Raw genomic sequence first — 15,115 nt, 5'->3', positions numbered from 1 at the left:
TCAGTCAGGACGCCGAGACGCCGCCGTCCACGGCGACGGCCTGCCCGGTCAGATACGAGTTTTCCTTCGCGCAGAGCATCAGCATCGTCGCTACGACTTCTTCTGGCGTGCCGAGGCGCTTCATCGGCGAGCCTTGCGCGAGAAAGTCCTGCTTGTTGCCGATGTCGCTGCCGGTCACCATCGGCGTCGTGCTGTAGAACGGGCATACCGCGTTCACGCGAATCCCGCGGCGGGCGTATTCGACCGCGGCCGTTTTCGTCAGGCCGACGACCGCATGCTTCGCGGCCGCGTACGCGGCGAGCTTCGGCGCGCCGCCGAGCCCGGCCATTGACGCGACGTTCAGAATCACGCCGCCGCCCTGCGCGAGCATCCGGCGGATCTGGTGCTTCATCCCGAAGAACACGCCCTTCGCGTTGACCGCGAAGCTCAGGTCGAGATCGGCTTCGTCGGTGTCGATCAGCGCCTTCATCGACGGCGCGATCCCCGCGTTGTTGATCCCGATGTCGAGCCGGCCGAACTGCGCGACCGCCGCGGCGACGAGCGCTGCGACGTCCGCCTCGACGCTCACATCGCAGCGCTGCGCGATGACATTCGCGCCCGCTGCGCGCAGCGGCGCGGCGACGCGCTCGAGCCCGTCGGCGTCGAGGTCGCCGAGCGCAAGCCGCGCGCCCATCGCCGCGAGCTCGTGCGCAAGCAGCGCGCCAAAGCCGCTCGCGGCACCCGTGATCATCACGACCTGGCCTGCATAGCTGTCGATCTTCATCGCCGCCTCAGATCGTGATGCCGCCGTCGACGACGATGCATTCGCCGCTCGTGTAGCTCGACGCGTCGGACACCAGATAGAGCACGGTGCCGGCCATCTCGCGCGGCTCCGCATGGCGGTGCAGCGGGATCTCGGCCATCCAGCGCTCGTAAATCTCCTTGTCCTCAAACAGTTCGCCCGCGAACCTGGTCTTTGTAAGGCCGGGCAGCAGGGCGTTCACGCGAATGCCGAGCGGCCCGCATTCCTTCGCGAACGCCTTCGTCATGTTCACAACGGCAGCCTTCGTGATCGAGTAGATGCCCTGCTTGTCGCCGGGCTGCAGCGCGTTCACCGACGCGATATTCACGATCGCGCCGCCGCCCTGCGCCTTCATCATCTTGCCAGCCTCGACCGACACGAAGAAGTAGCCGCGGACATTGACCTCGACGGTCTTGTTGAACGCGGCGAGATCGGTATCGAGGACGTGACCGAAATACGGATTCGCGGCCGCGTTGTTGACGAGGATGTCGAGGCGGCCGTGCTTGACGCGGATGTGCTCGAACGTGGCCTCAATGTCGTCCATGCGGCCGATGTGGCACGCGAGCGCCTCGGCCCGGCCGCCGGCCTTCACGGCCTCGTCGGCGACCGCCTGGCAGTCCTCTAGCTTGCGGCTCGACACGATCACGTGCGCGCCCTGCTCCGCAAGCAGCTTCGCGATTTCCTCGCCGATCCCGCGGCTCGCGCCGGTCACGAGCGCGATTTTCCCGGTCAGGTCGAACAGATTTGTTGCCATGTTTCGTTATCCCAATGAATTCAGAATTTGACAAAGTTGTTGTTCGTCGCGTTTGCGCCGCGGCCTCAGCGATGTGCGTCGATCACACGCACGGCCTCATCGGCCAGCTGCAGGTTCAGCGCGATCCCGCTCGACGCCCGCGCGGCGAGTACCTGCGGCGCGGTGAACGCGATCGTGCCGCCCGAGCTCACCGTGAGCACACGCTGCTCGCCGCCTGCTGGATCACGGCGCGCGTTTGGCCTACCCGTACAACGAAATCCGCAATCGCCCGCCGAGGGTGCCGACAGCACCTGTCACGAGAATGATCATCGGATCAGTCTGCACATGAGAATTTCGCCCGGATGGCGAGCTCTTGCGACCCTCAGGCGATATCAGCGAAGTCACCGTGCCGGCCCTTTCCGGCCGCGAAACGTGCCGCACCATTGGTACCTTCCTTATGGTGGGCTTCCAGCCCATTCGCCCATTCGCGCTTGAGTGCATCACGCACCTGCAGCCCATAGGTTTCATAGACGCTTGCGCGGTCTGCACGCACCGCCGCTTGCGGAAAGCGGGCGATTTCATGTGCCAAGCTTTCTGCAACCGCTCTTGCCTCTCCCATTGGCGCGATTTTTTCGCACAGTCCGATTCGATATGCTTCTTCCGCGGGGACTTTTCGTCCAGTCAGGATGATCTCCATGGCGCGGCCTTGACCGACGAGTCGTGGCAATCTCACAGTGCCACCATCGAGAAGCGGAATCCCCCAACGTCGGCAAAACACGCCGAAATAAGCATCCTCGGACATGACCCGAATATCGCACCAAAGCGCCAACTCCATGCCCCCGGCCACGGCGGGACCTTCGACGGCAGCGATCACAGGCTTCGACAGTTCCAGCCTTGAGGGCCCAAGCGGGCCGCGCGGCGCGGGGGCCGCGCCCGGCGGAAATGCAAGGCCTTCGACGATCTCGGTCTGGAATCGTTTCCGATCCGCAAGGCCCGCAGCGTATTTGAGGTCCCAGCCGGCGCAGAAGGCACCGCCCGCTCCCCAAAACACGGCAACCTTGGCTTCAGGATCGGCCTCAAATGCAAGGAATGCGTTTGTCAGCGCGTCCGCCGTTTCCGGGTCACCGGCATTACGTGTATTCGGCCGGTCGTTGATGACCGTCGTCACCGGACCGTTCTTTTCGACATAGACGCTCATAGCAATACTCCTTCAGAGTTGAGTTGGACAATTGATCCAGATGGGCACTTGCGAGTGCGCGAACAGGCGCGCCGTAGTCAGCGCTAAGCGGTCTTCGTCTCAGCCAGAGAGAGTTCCTCACACATCCGTTCACGCATGACGAACTTCTGAATTTTTCCGGTCACAGTCATTGGAAAACTGTCGACGAAACGAACGTAGCGCGGAATCTTGTAGTGAGCGATCCGGCCACGGCAATAGTCGCGGATGTCCTCCTCCTCGAGCCTGCGTGAGCCGCGCAGGAGGACCCACGCGCACAATTCCTCACCGAATTTGACATCCGGCACCCCAAAAACCTGAACGTCCTGTATATCGGGATGGGTGTGGAGGAAGTCCTCGATCTCTCGGGGAAAGATGTTCTCGCCGCCACGGATAACCATATCCTTGATGCGCCCGACAATGTTGCAGTAACCCTCGTCGTCGATCGTGGCGAGGTCGCCGGTGTGCATCCAGCCTTTTTGATCGATCACCTCGGCGGTGCGCTGCTCATCGCCCCAATATCCGCGCATCACGGAATATCCGCGGGTGCAAAGCTCACCAGAGGTCCCTCGCGGAACTACCTGTCCTTCCTCGTCAGCGATTTTCACCTCGATATGAGGAAGAACGCGGCCGACTGTCGATACGCGCCGCTCCAGCGAGTCCACACGACTGGTTTGAAAACTAGCCGGACTCGTCTCGGTCATCCCGTAGGCGATCGTGATCTCCCCAATCCCCAAGCGGTCGACGACGCGCTGCATCACTGCGAGGGGACACGGCGCGCCAGCCATGATGCCAGTGCGTAGCGAGCTGAGCCGGAAGCGATCGAACTCAGGATGCTCTAGAAGTGCGATGAACATCGTTGGCACTCCGTATAGTGCTGTGCACAACTCGTTCTCTATTGCAGCGAGCACCGCGCCCGGTTCGAAGGCCGCGCCCGGAATGATCATGGCCGAGCCATGCGTGATACAAGCCAAATTCCCCATTACCATCCCGAAGCAATGGTAAAGGGGAATAGGAATGCAAACTCTATCCCCGGGCCCAAGGCCGAGTTCTTCGCCCACGAAGAATCCATTGTTAACTATGTTGTGATGTGTGAGCGTTGCGCCCTTCGGTGCGCCAGTCGTACCGCTGGTGAACTGAATGTTAGTAGGGTCGTCGAAATCAATGCTGACATCGGCTACCGATGCGCCAGAAACGAAGCGATCTGTCGAGAGATCCTCGAAGGGGATAGCTGCCGCGACCGTTGGACCGCCGATTTGAATGACGATCTCCAGATCGGGCAGGGCTTGCGCGCGCAATGCGCCGGGTTTCGATGTTTCGAACTCAGGGGCAACGCTTGCCAGAATATCGAGGTAGTTGCTGGCCTTGTGCGATGTCGCGCAGACAATTGCGCGACAACCAACCTTCCTGAGAGCGTATTCGATCTCCGCAGAACGGTAGGCCGGATTAAGACTGACGAGGATCAGTCCAGCCTTGGCCGAGGCGAATTGAGTCAGCACCCATTCAATGTTGTTTGGGGACCAGATCCCGATTCGGTCTCCGGGAACGAGCCCGAGGGCCATTAGACTTCGCGCTATGGCGTCGGCTCGATCTCTCAGCTCGGCATAGGTCAGGCGTATCTCCTGCTCGCAAGCAACGACCGCAAGCTGATCAGGCCAAGTCTTGGCGGCGCGATCCAGCGCCTCCCCGATTGTCTCGCCCAGTAGGGGCCGACACGCCAAGCCAGACACGTAGCTTGGTGATCGCCCCACCTCCCCGTGAACCCTCTCCGTTGAGAGCATGCCGCCTCCATGTAACGTTGGTTTCATTAAATAACACTGTTATTTTCATGTCAAGACATTATTTCAAGGTACCATGTGGTTTTCCCTCACGAGCCCTATGCCACCTGTCAACCCTGACTTTGAGGCCAGCAAGGAAGCGCGCGAGGTCGCGCTCAACCAGGCCCGGCGCCAACTTGTTCTGGACGGAGCCCGACGAGTTTTCAACCGCAGGGGTCTGGACGGCGCCTCGATGCGTGCAATCGCCGCCGAGGCGGGCTGCACGACTGGCGCGATTTATCCACTTTTTCCTTCGAAGGAAGCGATCTATGCCGAGCTGCTCGCGGAGTCGCTGGAGCGATTACATGAATGCGTCGAAGCGTCCTTCCGACTTGCGCCCAATCCGCGCGCGAAATTGAAAGCGGCCGCGCTTGCGTTCCTTTCGTACTATCGAGAAAAGCCCGACGAAGTGGCGCTGGGACTCTACCTTTGGCACGGGCTACGTCCGCGAGGACTCAGTCCCAACTTGAATGCCCAGCTGAACCGTCGTCTTGCGCTTACGCTAGATCTGTTGCGCGGAGCACTGTGTACCCTCGGCGATCTCACAGAGCCATCGGCCCGACTCGAGGCGAGCATGCTCTTCGCCTTTTTGATCGGTGCGCTTATCGTTCATCAGACTGGCCGTCTGCGCTTGCTCGATAGCGATCTCGACGCCATCGCTTCAGGTCATCTCGAGGTGCTCCTCTCACGGTTGGGGAAAACTTAGATACGAGCAAATGAAAGCAGGGCAGCGCACTCGGTCGCAATGGAGACGTGACGAATGCCGCTTTGTCAGGCTGGCGTTCATGGCCGAATCTGTTCGTCGCTGCACATACGAGCGACGCGATGACGGATTTCGGAAACACCGCGCCGCCGGCGACGGACAGGCGCCGCCGTAGAACTCTGTCACGCCCCACCGCCACTGCCCGCCCGCTGGCAACCACGCCTCGCCAGCGCGCGCCCTTCAGTTCGATCAGCGGATCCTTCGCCGCGCCTCGTTCGCCGAAACGACCAACCGGGAGACGACGTGAACGAAGCGATGCGGGATGCGCCTCCGTTTCGCATATTGCGCCAAAATCAATCTCCGATTGAGATCTCTAATCGAGATCAGTTAATTCCGCCTAACGCTGCAGACGGCTCGACAATGTGCGGATTGCAGTACTTTGCTCCAGGACACTCGCCATGGGAAATTGACTGGCAGCTCCTGGCCCCCGGCTGCTGCCTCATGCAGCCGGCGCAAGCCGACCCACTGCCGCCGTTCGGTCGAACGTCGTTCCAAGGGCAGCTTCCAAAGTACAACAGTCGTTCGTATCGGCAGTGCGACCGACGAGTGATTGCCGTTGCGGTCATTTGCCCCACGCTTGTGCGGGAAGCTACGGACGTACCCGACCCGGATCCGCAAACGCCCTAGCTGGATTCAGCTACCGGCTAGCCAGCGTGTATATCGTGCTGACCTGATTAGTCGCGGTCCGTGAATGTTCCGGCGTGCGCCGAATTTGCAGACGGCGCCACAGCGCAACAGACGGCTTCGGAGTGGCAACAACCATCGGCTGAAGCGCGAACGGCAAGGTCGGTCCTTCAGGGGGAATGCACGATCTCGCAGCGGCCCCCAGGTAGTTGATTGAGCCTGAAGTCGTTGGCGCTAGGGGAGCCTGTCATCTGCAACTGCGCCACGGTGCCGGATGGGCCGCTTATGGTGAGCATGTTGCCCACAAGCGTGAAGGAATTCGCCTCGGCGTCCAGTTCTATCGTATGGGTCCTCGCAAAGCCGTCAATAGTCCCTGAAAATGCCCCAGGGCTCCGTAGTTCAAGCCGCGCTTTGAGACCGGAAAAGGTGATCGTCTGACCGGTTTGAACGGCCTCGACCGTTGCTACGCTATTTGCCTGCAACTCAATCGTGCCGTTGTCGGCGAGTAGTGTTCCAAAACAGCGCAGATGGCCGCCCGTAGCGACTGTGATTTTGCCGGAGTTGTCGATGTCGCCAATAAGGTTCAATGAATTACCGGCAGTTATCGTTCCGCTCAAGTCAAAACCCGCGACAGCGGTCACCGTCCCGTGTCCGGTCAGTGTTCCCCCCGTGCCGAGCCCTAGGGCGGTCGTCTCGATTTGCCCGTCGCTCAGCGATAGCGTTCCGTCCACGAAAATTCCCATGCCTGCCGACACGGAGCCCTTCCCAGTCACCGTGAGCGAGCCCGTTCCCATGTGCTGGACCTCGAGCGCGTTGGTGACAAGGAGGCGCGCATTGTGGCCGTTGACCGACACGGAGCCCTGTCCTGCGGGCGCTGCATAACCAATCGACATGTCGTCAGCGACGACGGAGGCACCTGCGTTCACCTCCAGCGTCCCGGTGGCGTTTTGCCCAACGATGAGCTGTCCGCGCGCCACCAGCGACGCATCCGAAACAGTGACCTGGCCAGGACCGGCATAACCAATCACCATGTCGTCCGCGACGACGGAGGCGCGTGCGTTCACCTCCAGCGTCCCGGTGTCCCTTCGCCCGACGATGATCTGTCCGCGCGCCACCAGCGACGCATTCGAAACCTTGACTTTGCCAGTGGCAGCTTGGCCATTGGTGACGTGATTCCCGATCACCAGAGCCCACGGGTAGATCAGCGGTCGTCGTTCCCGATGGCGACGACCGCTCCGTTCTTGATTGTCATCTGGCCGTTGCCGTCTTGGCCGACAGACATCGGCAGATTGCGACAGTTGACGACGGAGTGCTCTCCGTCTACCAACAACGTTGCGTTAGACCCGGCTCCGACGGCTAGCTTGATCGCGTAGTCGTTGAGGTTGTGAGGTCCGAAGATTACGACACTGCTGTCTTTGCCGACTGTGAGCGCGCCGGCTACCAAGCCGAGCCTGGGTGTTGTCAGGATGGCACCCGGACGAAGTGTCAACTGTGCTTTGACAGGAATTGCACCGGTCGCTACCAGATGCCCGGCGATCTCGTCGGTACCCTGGAAAATGAGGACCTGCGCGGTACCCGTCCCGGTAATCGCCGCGGCGGTATTATCGATGGTCGCGGAGTCGTTGGGACCCGGCGGCACGGACGCCGGCGTTCCGCCGTCAGTGTCCCAGTTGCCCGGCGTAAAGAAGGCGTTTGTTCCTGCGCTTCCAGTCCATTGGAAATTGGCCATGGTAATGTTCTCCGCCTTCCAGCCGCATCATCATAATTGCGCCTGCGCGTCAGGGGGTACCGACGCTGCACTTATCGCCGGTGCTAAGCCTCGGCATCGAAGCCTACCTCACGTGCCGACCGGCTCGGGCGTCGTCATGATGCCGTTCTCAAAACCGCTTCCGGATCCGTTGTATAGCAAATAGATCGGCTTGTCCCGGCTGAGAAGATTCAGCGTGTTCTGGAAATCTTCGAGGTGGTAATACAGATTGATGCTGCCCCCGCTCATTCCGTCAGCGGGCAATGTCTTTCCATCTGCCTCGAAGATGAGTTGGCCGACAAACTTCCCGCCGCTCTTCAGCCAGATCCGAGGCGGAAAGGTGTTTGATGAATACATAACCTCATACTGGTCGATCGTGGTGGTGGTCATGACTGTGCTCCTTTCTGCCGTCGTTGAGATTGGAGTGCCTGAACAAGTGGCGAGATGCACTCCCGGAGATAAGACGGACATTGCGTGCGGATTTTGCAGCGAAGCGACAGCCGATTTGGCGCTCTGAACGTCCAAGAAAGACCCTGAACTACGAGACGCCCGCCGAACGATTTCACCAATCTGTTGCATCCACCGGTTGAATCCGCAGGGTATAGCCGACGTTTGTATCTCCATCCAAGCGTGCGGGCCACACTCCGGTGGCGCAACGGTATCTTCGCCTTGCCCGACAGCATAAAAGACTGACACGCTACGCCAAATACGACGCCGCTCAGCAGTTGGGGGGCCGTTAGGGCAGGCAGCGTAGTGTGTGCGCATTACGGCAGCGCGAACACCACAATGGCGTTGCCGCGCTTGTAGTCAAGTAGCTGGTTGCCGCCGGCTGCAACCGCCACATATTGCTTGCCGTGCACCGAGTACGACACCGCTGGGGCGTTGACGCCGGCGCCGCACTGGAACTCCCACAACTTCTTGCCGGTGCGCGCATCAAATGCGCGGAACAGGCCGTTGCCTTCTCCATTGAAGACGAGATTGCCCGCCGTCACCAATACGCCGCCGATCAGCGGCTGATCGGTTTTAAACGACCAGACGATCTTCCCGGTGTCGACGTTCACCGCTGCGAGCTTGCCCCACTGCTGCTCGTTCGGAATGGTCTTGAATGAACCGCCAAGCCACATCTTGCCGCCGCCCGGATACGGCGTGTCCTCGACCTGGTACGTCAACGGACGATGCAGGTTGGCTGCATATGCGAGACGCGTCTTGGGGCTGTACGCCGTCGGCGACCAATTGACTCCGCCGTTCGCACCCGGCAGCATGCGCGCGCCCTGCGGCGTTGGCAGCGTCCACATGTTCTCTTGCGGAATCATCGCCGGCGAGAAGCGGATTAGCTGGCCCGATGTGCGATCGTGCACGTAGACATGCCCGGTCTTTCCGGCATGGATTACCCCAGATACCATGCGTCCGTCGCGGTCGCGCACGTCCACCAGGATCGGCGGGCTCGCCGCGTCGAGGTCCCACACGTCATGCGGGATGTACTGGTAGTGCCACTTGTACTTGCCGGTGTCGAGGTCGACCGCCACCACCGAGTCGGTAAACAGATTGTCGCCGGGACGAATTGCGCCATAAAAGTCAGGCGAGGGGTTCCCAACCACGAAGTACACCGTGCGCGTTTCCCGGTCGATCGCTGGTGTCATCCACACGCCGCCGCCCAGCGTCTTGTAGAAGTCGCTACCCTTCTCAGCAAGTTGCTTCTTCTCGGCATCGATATTGCGTTTAAGGTCCCGGCCGGTCACATCCCTGGTCGCCCACACGCCCTCCTGTCCGGATTCGGGAATCGTGTAGAAGGTCCAAAGCAGTTGACCTGTGTTGGCGTCGAACGCTTTCACGAAGCCGCGAACGCCGTACTCACCCCCGTTGGTGCCAATCAGTACTTTGCCATCGACCACAATCGGCGCCATCTTCTCGCTGTAGCCTAGCTCGGGATCGCCGACCTCGGTTTCCCACAGGAGCTTGCCAGTCCCGGCGTCGAGCGCAACCAGCTTTGCGTCGAGCGTGCCCATGAAGAGCCTGTCGCCGTATATCGCCACGCCATGGTTGTTGGGCCCGCAGCAGAAGGTAGTAACCGGCCCCAACTTGTGCTGGTAGTGCCAGAACTCCCGGCCGGTCGCTGCATCGATCGCGTACACGTGATCAAACGACGTGGTCAGGAACATCACGCCGTTCACCACCAAAGGTGAGGTTTCCAGTGGTCCGTTGACTGCCGTCTGGAAGATGAACGCCAGCTTCAGGCGCGCCACATTGGCGGTGTTGATTTGTACGCCCGGGTAGTACCGCGTCTGGGCATACGAGCCGTTAGGAAGCAGCCAATCCGCCGCATTGGACGCTGCAGTGTCCAACTGGCTCTGCGTGACGGTCGGGTTCGGTGGCGCTAGCGTCGACAGATGCATGTGGACCGATCCGCCGGTAACCTCGGGCCGTGCAAGGGCGCCGGCTGGAGCCACCGTAAGCGTAGCCAGGAAGGCGAACAGGAACGTTCGACGAAGCGCGCCATCGCGCCCTGTATGGCGGTTGGGCTGCATGGTAACCTCCTCGGGACGAGGAAACGTCCGGATCCGAACCAGGGGCAGGGCAACCCTACAAGTTTAGGTCGTTTGCGTATTTGTCGACACCGACAAACTTCAATAACCGAAAGACGTAAAGATCCGGACTACGCCGCCACACTTCATGCCGTCGCCCCAACGCGGCCTCAACGGCAGCTTCCAAGGTGGAACCGCCATCTGCATGTCAGTCCGCGCAAGCTGGCGAACGATCGGATCTGGCCGATTCCTGACTATCATTCCAGGCTCAACAGGACGTCGTAACAGCGGCGTGAAACAGGGTGGCCAAGGAGTCCATGGACGATGAGCGAGCGGTCGGTGGTGAAGCTTCCCCGGTCTAATCAGGCCTTTCACCAACCCGAACCGACGTAGCGGACCATGCCGCCTGCACTTCTGCAATCAGTGCTGCCGAACGTCCTTCGTAACGCGGCGAAAAGTGGAACGGCACAACCGCCCGGGCGCCGATCCGGCGCGCGATCAGACCGGCCTGGCGGGCCGTCAGGTGATTCTTGCGCAGGCCATGGGCCTTGTCCTCGTCAAGAAATACGCTCTCGATAAAAAGCAGGTCCACGTCGTGCATCAACTCCGACAGGGTCTCTACGTTCGGTTCCGTATAGCGCAAGTCCGTTACGTAGCCAATGCGCTGCCCAGGAACGATGTCGAGGATCAGGTGACGCAGTTCGCCGACCTGTCGGGTCATGGCGTGCTCGCCATGCCGATCGCGCCACCGTATCTGAATTGGCGCCTCGTCAGGGGCGCCGGTCAGCACCGCATGTTTCAGTTCGCGCAGCCACGCACCCGTCGACACCCCCAGAGCCGCGAGCCGGTCCTTCGCGACGTTGACGCGGGCCTTCTCCTCGAGCACGTACGCAACGCACGGGATGTCATGGTCGACAAATCGGCCACGCACGCGAAAGGTTGCTTCGTTGTGCACCACGTCGTCAGATCGTTCAAAGGATGGGCTGGCTTCGCGGGCGAACCGTCTCCGACTTGAAAAGAGTGCGCGCTGCCCGCCACCGTCCACCCCGATTTCGCGCGCGTCGATCACCAGCTCGACCTCGTAACGATGCACCACGTTCCAGGTATAGGCGCTCAGCTTGTGTTCGATTTGTGTAAGAAAGTTGGGGCCGCCAAACATCACGATGCCAGCCTTGCGCCCGAGCATCACGCGCAAGAGATGATCGAAGCCGGAAAAATGGTCCATGTGCGTATGGGTAACAAACACATGTGACAAACGCATCAGTTGGCGGGGCAGCAGCCTGGAGATATCGCCAAGATCGAAAAGGAGGGCACGCCGTTCGTCGCAAAAGTCCACGTATAGACCTGGGTCGCCAAACGCGTCATTGACAAGCCATGATTTGAAGAGGGCGTGCATGAATCTGTCAGGGCGGCGTACGAATGGCTGTTGGTGTACCGGGCCGGAGCGCCGGGAAGATCGAGGCGCGGGCCTCCGCCTCGATTTACAGACGTATGTTCAGGCGAGTGTTCAGTAGACTTCGAGGAGCGGCGTCGCGTCGTTTAAGTAGCTACTCCGATACGGGGCTTGGTACGCGTCAGTCAAATGACAACTCCTCTCGCATGGCCCATCCCTCAGGTGGATAAACGTAGTATGGATCTTCTTCGTGCCATGGCAAAAATCAGAACCGTCCGGGGCCTCAGTACCGGCTCGTAAAGACCGTCAATACCCCGGTGTAGCCGTAAAGGTGACTCCTTGCAATCTCGCCGCCGGCGAAGAATCCCACCAGCGGTACCTCACCTAGCGCATTTCGCACCGTCTGCAACTCCGCATGCCGCGCTCCGAAGTGCGGCCCGCCCCGTCCCGAGCAACTGACATACAGGGCGCCCGACATGTGCCCTGCCGTGCCGCTTTCCAGCTCCGCGCGGATTTCCGTTGCTATGCGCACCAGATCGACCCGGGCGGCCTCGGGGTTGCGCGTGCAAAAGGCCAGATGCATGCCGGGCTCGACCAGATCCGCAATCGCCAGGACACGGTGCTGGGGATCCACGCCCACCAGGTGCCGCACGAGTGTATCCGCGCCGAACTTTCCAGGCCATTTCGGCACGTCCTCGGCGCCGGTGCTCAAGCCCGCCAGGGTGGTAGACAGCGCCTGCGACAACGCATCGATTGGCAGATCCCGGTCGAGTCCAAGATCTTGCAACACGCAATCGAGTGCGGGCTTGCCGTCCAGCGTGAGCACCAGATTGTGTTGGGCCTGGGTGATGGTGCGCACCGGCCCGATGGGCTGGCAGCCCTGCGTCACGCGCGAGATCAGACCGACCTCGGGGCCGAAGAGCACTCCGGACACCCCCCCGGTGAACACGCCATCCGCCATGTGCAGCGGACGGTTTCGCGCCGAGGATAGGCCGCCGAAGAGATAACCAGTGGTCGTGCGGGCGCTCAGTTCGTGCAGCAATTCTTGCACGTCCGGCGTGCTGCCCTCGGCATGGACCAGCGCGGTATGGGCCACGAACTCGGAGGATGTCGCAGGCAGTGGCTGCAGGCCGGAGAATAGCCGGAACGATTCCCGTGGCAGCGGCGCGACCATCAGCACCAGGGCCGGTTCGTCGATGTATTCGATGCCGCTAGCGGCCACGCCGACACCGACCGTACCGACCCAGGCGACGCCAGGCTGACCCCGGTGCAGTTCGTCGAGGATCGCCTCGGACGCGGGTGCGTAATAGTCGCTCACGTAACACCAACCGAGCGTGAACGGAGCGGATTCGTCTTGCTGTGCCGCACGGGCCGCAATTTGGGTTTGAACTTGCCTCTGGCACTCGGCCAGGGCCACCCGCCAATCGGCGTGGGCAGCGTGAGCGTGGACAAACGAAGCGCGGGACATGGCACAAACCTGTCGAAGACAACAATAGATTGGACCTCCGCTGGCAAGGCATGTTCAGCCGGCGGTTGAGAAACCCGCGATCTGAGGTTGACCCGCTTCGACGGACAGATTTGCAGTTGCGATCGATGTGCGGTTTAGCCTCCATTGAGCGATGAGTCGCGGGTTGTCCACCGTCGGGCGGCGGGTCGCCTATTACGACCATGACGCCGCCCGACGGTGGACAACCCGCATGTTGGAGCGATTTGCTTTTTTATGTGCGACTCTTCGAATTCGAGCGGTGAACGGTAGCCGATGCTGCTATGTAAGCGTCGCACGTTGTACCAGCCCTCGAGGAACCAGAACAGACGGCGTCGGGCCTGTTCGTGGGTGTCGAAGTGTTCGCGCGCGAGCAACTCCGATTCGAGTGTGCCGAAGAACGATTCGCACATGGCGTATCGAAGCAGTCGCCCGCAGTGCCCATCGACGGTTGCACGCGTGCCTCGCGACAGCGCCGCCCAAAGGCAATGGACGTGTATTGGGCGGATTCAACCGGTCGTCGCAACACGGGTTACGCGATCATGATAGATGCTCGCCGAACACTTCGGAAGGCGTTTTCCAACCAAGTGTTTTACGAGGCCGATTGTTCAGCGCGTGGGCGACGGCGGAGAGTTCCTCCACCCCATATCGAGCGAGGTCTGTTCCCTTCGGGAAGTACTGGCGCAGCAAGCCGTTCGTGTTCTCGTTCGTACCGCGCTGCCACGGGCTCCGGGGATCGCAGAAATATATTTGAAGCCCCGTATCGATGCGCAGCTTTGCATGTTGAGCCATCTCCGCTCCTTGATCCCAGGTCAAGGATTTACGTAACTGCGCCGGCAGCACCTTCATCGAAGCGGCGATCGCGTTTCCGACCGCAATGGCGCCGTGACCGGCCAATGCAGGTCCATTCTTCGTCCTTGCGATTCCGTGTTCCTTCATGCGGGGAAGGTGCAGCAACATCGTGAAGCGCGTTGTGCGCTCCACAAGCGTTCCAATCGCAGAGCTGCCAACTCCAATAATCAAATCGCCCTCCCAATGACCGGGCTCGATGCGATGTTCAACTTCTGGAGGACGTGCTTTGATCATGACTTCAGGCGTCACAAACTTCTTGCCGCTCGTGCGTGTGCGAGCGCGCGGAACACGCAATGGTCGACCCAGGCGCAGGCACGCACTCATTTCCCGCGTCAAGGCTCCTCGGCCTTTGATATACAGAGCCTGGTAAATCGCTTCGTGCGAGATGCGCATCGATTCATCCTCAGGGAAGTCAACTGGCAGCCGGCTGGCGATCTGTTCCGGGCTCCACGACACAGCCCAATGTCGGTCCTGGCGTCCACCATGACGCCGGCCTTTCCATGGCAATCGAGGGCCAACCCGCTCTCCGCCAGGAGCCGTGATCGCACCAGAGAGTCGATCCTCGACGTACCGCCTAAGCTCATGGTTCGCGGCGAGCCTTGCAGTCTTCGGTCGTCCGGCGCGCCGCTCCGCATGCCACTGGGCGGTCGTTGCGCGATATTCAACGTAGCCGCTTCGGGTTGCAGCATTGCGGCGTATTTCCCGTGAGATAGTCGATGGATGTCGCCCTACGCGCCGAGCGATCTCGCGAACGCCATGGCCCTGGACGCGCAAAAGAGCAATCTCCTCGCGCTCCGGAAAGGAAAGAAATCGAGCCGAAAGCGGTGTAAGACGGATATTGGGCATGCCGCCACTTTGCCTGAACCAGCGTGCTCCAACCGCAGAAGACACGCCAGCTGCAGCTGCCGCTTCCTCGCTTGACAGGCCTTCTGCAATCGCCGTCCAGAACCTTTGCAGGTTCTGCTTCTGATTGACGCCCGGACGCCCGATGGAGCCTACTAACGGCCGGATCCCCCGGCGGCAACGCCCATGTTTCTTTCTCATTTCACCCCCTTGGATTCAGAGGTGTTGCGACGACCGGTTGAATCCGCCTTGACACCCCTGGTCCGAATGATGAATGACATGCTCGGGCCGACGCTGCGCGAGCGCCATATCGAGCGCACGCAGCATTAGCTCCGTGTACAGAT

14 protein-coding genes are annotated in these 15,115 nt (G+C 60.9%); 1 reads left to right on the top strand and 13 read right to left on the bottom strand.

What is annotated here, in order from left to right:
- Nucleotides 1-4: 4 nt before the first annotated feature.
- The 5 genes from P3T21_RS34750 to P3T21_RS34730 all read right to left on the bottom strand — a co-directional run bounded on the left by P3T21_RS34750 (nucleotide 5) and on the right by P3T21_RS34730 (nucleotide 4,508).
- The gene (locus P3T21_RS34750) at nucleotides 5-763 is read right to left on the bottom strand and encodes an SDR family NAD(P)-dependent oxidoreductase (protein ID WP_429260425.1); all 759 of its coding nucleotides are present in this window, start codon (nucleotides 761-763) and stop codon (nucleotides 5-7) included.
- 7 nt (nucleotides 764-770) lie between these two features.
- Nucleotides 771-1,535, bottom strand: coding sequence for an SDR family oxidoreductase (locus P3T21_RS34745; protein WP_429260424.1), 765 nt, complete (start codon nucleotides 1,533-1,535; stop codon nucleotides 771-773).
- Between the two features lie 65 nt (nucleotides 1,536-1,600).
- Complete coding sequence (locus P3T21_RS34740) at nucleotides 1,601-1,735, bottom strand: hypothetical protein (protein ID WP_429260423.1); 135 nt, start codon at nucleotides 1,733-1,735, stop codon at nucleotides 1,601-1,603.
- Between the two features lie 161 nt (nucleotides 1,736-1,896).
- Entirely contained in the window at nucleotides 1,897-2,712 is an 816-nt protein-coding gene (locus P3T21_RS34735; protein ID WP_429260422.1) for a crotonase/enoyl-CoA hydratase family protein, read from the bottom strand.
- An 83-nt stretch (nucleotides 2,713-2,795) separates the two neighbouring features.
- The gene (locus P3T21_RS34730) at nucleotides 2,796-4,508 is read right to left on the bottom strand and encodes an AMP-binding protein (protein ID WP_429260421.1); all 1,713 of its coding nucleotides are present in this window, start codon (nucleotides 4,506-4,508) and stop codon (nucleotides 2,796-2,798) included.
- A gap of 97 nt (nucleotides 4,509-4,605) precedes the next feature.
- On the opposite strand from P3T21_RS34730, the gene P3T21_RS34725 reads away from it, so the two are divergent.
- Nucleotides 4,606-5,250, top strand: a complete 645-nt coding sequence (locus tag P3T21_RS34725) for a TetR/AcrR family transcriptional regulator (protein WP_429260420.1) — start codon at nucleotides 4,606-4,608, stop codon at nucleotides 5,248-5,250.
- An 851-nt stretch (nucleotides 5,251-6,101) separates the two neighbouring features.
- Here the strand turns inward: P3T21_RS34725 and P3T21_RS34720 are convergent.
- From P3T21_RS34720 to P3T21_RS34685, 8 genes are all read right to left on the bottom strand, one after another.
- Nucleotides 6,102-7,115 carry a hypothetical protein gene (locus P3T21_RS34720; RefSeq protein ID WP_429260419.1) on the bottom strand — a complete coding sequence of 338 codons (1,014 nt, stop codon included), beginning with the start codon at nucleotides 7,113-7,115 and terminating at the stop codon, nucleotides 6,102-6,104.
- Nucleotides 7,116-7,132: 17 nt separating this feature from the next.
- Complete coding sequence (locus tag P3T21_RS34715) at nucleotides 7,133-7,660, bottom strand: hypothetical protein (RefSeq protein ID WP_429260418.1); 528 nt, start codon at nucleotides 7,658-7,660, stop codon at nucleotides 7,133-7,135.
- A 108-nt stretch (nucleotides 7,661-7,768) separates the two neighbouring features.
- Nucleotides 7,769-8,068, bottom strand: coding sequence for a hypothetical protein (locus tag P3T21_RS34710; protein WP_429260417.1), 300 nt, complete (start codon nucleotides 8,066-8,068; stop codon nucleotides 7,769-7,771).
- Nucleotides 8,069-8,442: 374 nt separating this feature from the next.
- Nucleotides 8,443-10,203 carry a pyrroloquinoline quinone-dependent dehydrogenase gene (locus P3T21_RS34705; protein WP_429260416.1) on the bottom strand — a complete coding sequence of 587 codons (1,761 nt, stop codon included), beginning with the start codon at nucleotides 10,201-10,203 and terminating at the stop codon, nucleotides 8,443-8,445.
- A 355-nt stretch (nucleotides 10,204-10,558) separates the two neighbouring features.
- Nucleotides 10,559-11,596: a ribonuclease Z gene (locus P3T21_RS34700; RefSeq protein WP_429260415.1), complete on the bottom strand. Its 1,038-nt coding sequence runs from the start codon at nucleotides 11,594-11,596 to the stop codon at nucleotides 10,559-10,561.
- 280 nt (nucleotides 11,597-11,876) lie between these two features.
- Nucleotides 11,877-13,061, bottom strand: a complete 1,185-nt coding sequence (locus P3T21_RS34695; protein ID WP_429260414.1) for an FIST signal transduction protein — start codon at nucleotides 13,059-13,061, stop codon at nucleotides 11,877-11,879.
- A gap of 134 nt (nucleotides 13,062-13,195) precedes the next feature.
- On the bottom strand, nucleotides 13,196-13,489 hold the full coding sequence (locus tag P3T21_RS34690) for an IS3 family transposase (protein ID WP_429260413.1): 294 nt from the start codon (nucleotides 13,487-13,489) through the stop codon (nucleotides 13,196-13,198).
- Nucleotides 13,490-13,616: 127 nt separating this feature from the next.
- Nucleotides 13,617-14,972, bottom strand: coding sequence for an IS30 family transposase (locus P3T21_RS34685; RefSeq protein WP_429260412.1), 1,356 nt, complete (start codon nucleotides 14,970-14,972; stop codon nucleotides 13,617-13,619).
- Nucleotides 14,973-15,115 lie beyond the last annotated feature (143 nt).

Source organism: Paraburkholderia sp. GAS334 (assembly GCF_050436625.1).
Taxonomy (GTDB): Bacteria; Pseudomonadota; Gammaproteobacteria; order Burkholderiales; family Burkholderiaceae; genus Paraburkholderia.
This window is presented reverse-complemented; position numbering and strand designations above follow the sequence as displayed.

What these genes read in the sequence shown, in the direction of transcription:
- P3T21_RS34700 (WP_429260415.1), bottom strand. Translation starts at nt 11,596, where the DNA reads ATGCACGCCCTCTTCAAATCATGGCTTGTCAATGACGCGTTTGGCGAC.
- P3T21_RS34710 (WP_429260417.1), bottom strand. Translation starts at nt 8,068, where the DNA reads ATGACCACCACCACGATCGACCAGTATGAGGTTATGTATTCATCAAAC.
- P3T21_RS34725 (WP_429260420.1), top strand. Translation starts at nt 4,606, where the DNA reads ATGCCACCTGTCAACCCTGACTTTGAGGCCAGCAAGGAAGCGCGCGAG.
- P3T21_RS34705 (WP_429260416.1), bottom strand. Translation starts at nt 10,203, where the DNA reads ATGCAGCCCAACCGCCATACAGGGCGCGATGGCGCGCTTCGTCGAACG.
- P3T21_RS34685 (WP_429260412.1), bottom strand. Translation starts at nt 14,972, where the DNA reads ATGAGAAAGAAACATGGGCGTTGCCGCCGGGGGATCCGGCCGTTAGTA.
- P3T21_RS34730 (WP_429260421.1), bottom strand. Translation starts at nt 4,508, where the DNA reads ATGCTCTCAACGGAGAGGGTTCACGGGGAGGTGGGGCGATCACCAAGC.
- P3T21_RS34695 (WP_429260414.1), bottom strand. Translation starts at nt 13,061, where the DNA reads ATGTCCCGCGCTTCGTTTGTCCACGCTCACGCTGCCCACGCCGATTGG.
- P3T21_RS34745 (WP_429260424.1), bottom strand. Translation starts at nt 1,535, where the DNA reads ATGGCAACAAATCTGTTCGACCTGACCGGGAAAATCGCGCTCGTGACC.
- P3T21_RS34750 (WP_429260425.1), bottom strand. Translation starts at nt 763, where the DNA reads ATGAAGATCGACAGCTATGCAGGCCAGGTCGTGATGATCACGGGTGCC.
- P3T21_RS34715 (WP_429260418.1), bottom strand. Translation starts at nt 7,660, where the DNA reads ATGGCCAATTTCCAATGGACTGGAAGCGCAGGAACAAACGCCTTCTTT.
- P3T21_RS34690 (WP_429260413.1), bottom strand. Translation starts at nt 13,489, where the DNA reads ATGTGCGAATCGTTCTTCGGCACACTCGAATCGGAGTTGCTCGCGCGC.
- P3T21_RS34735 (WP_429260422.1), bottom strand. Translation starts at nt 2,712, where the DNA reads ATGAGCGTCTATGTCGAAAAGAACGGTCCGGTGACGACGGTCATCAAC.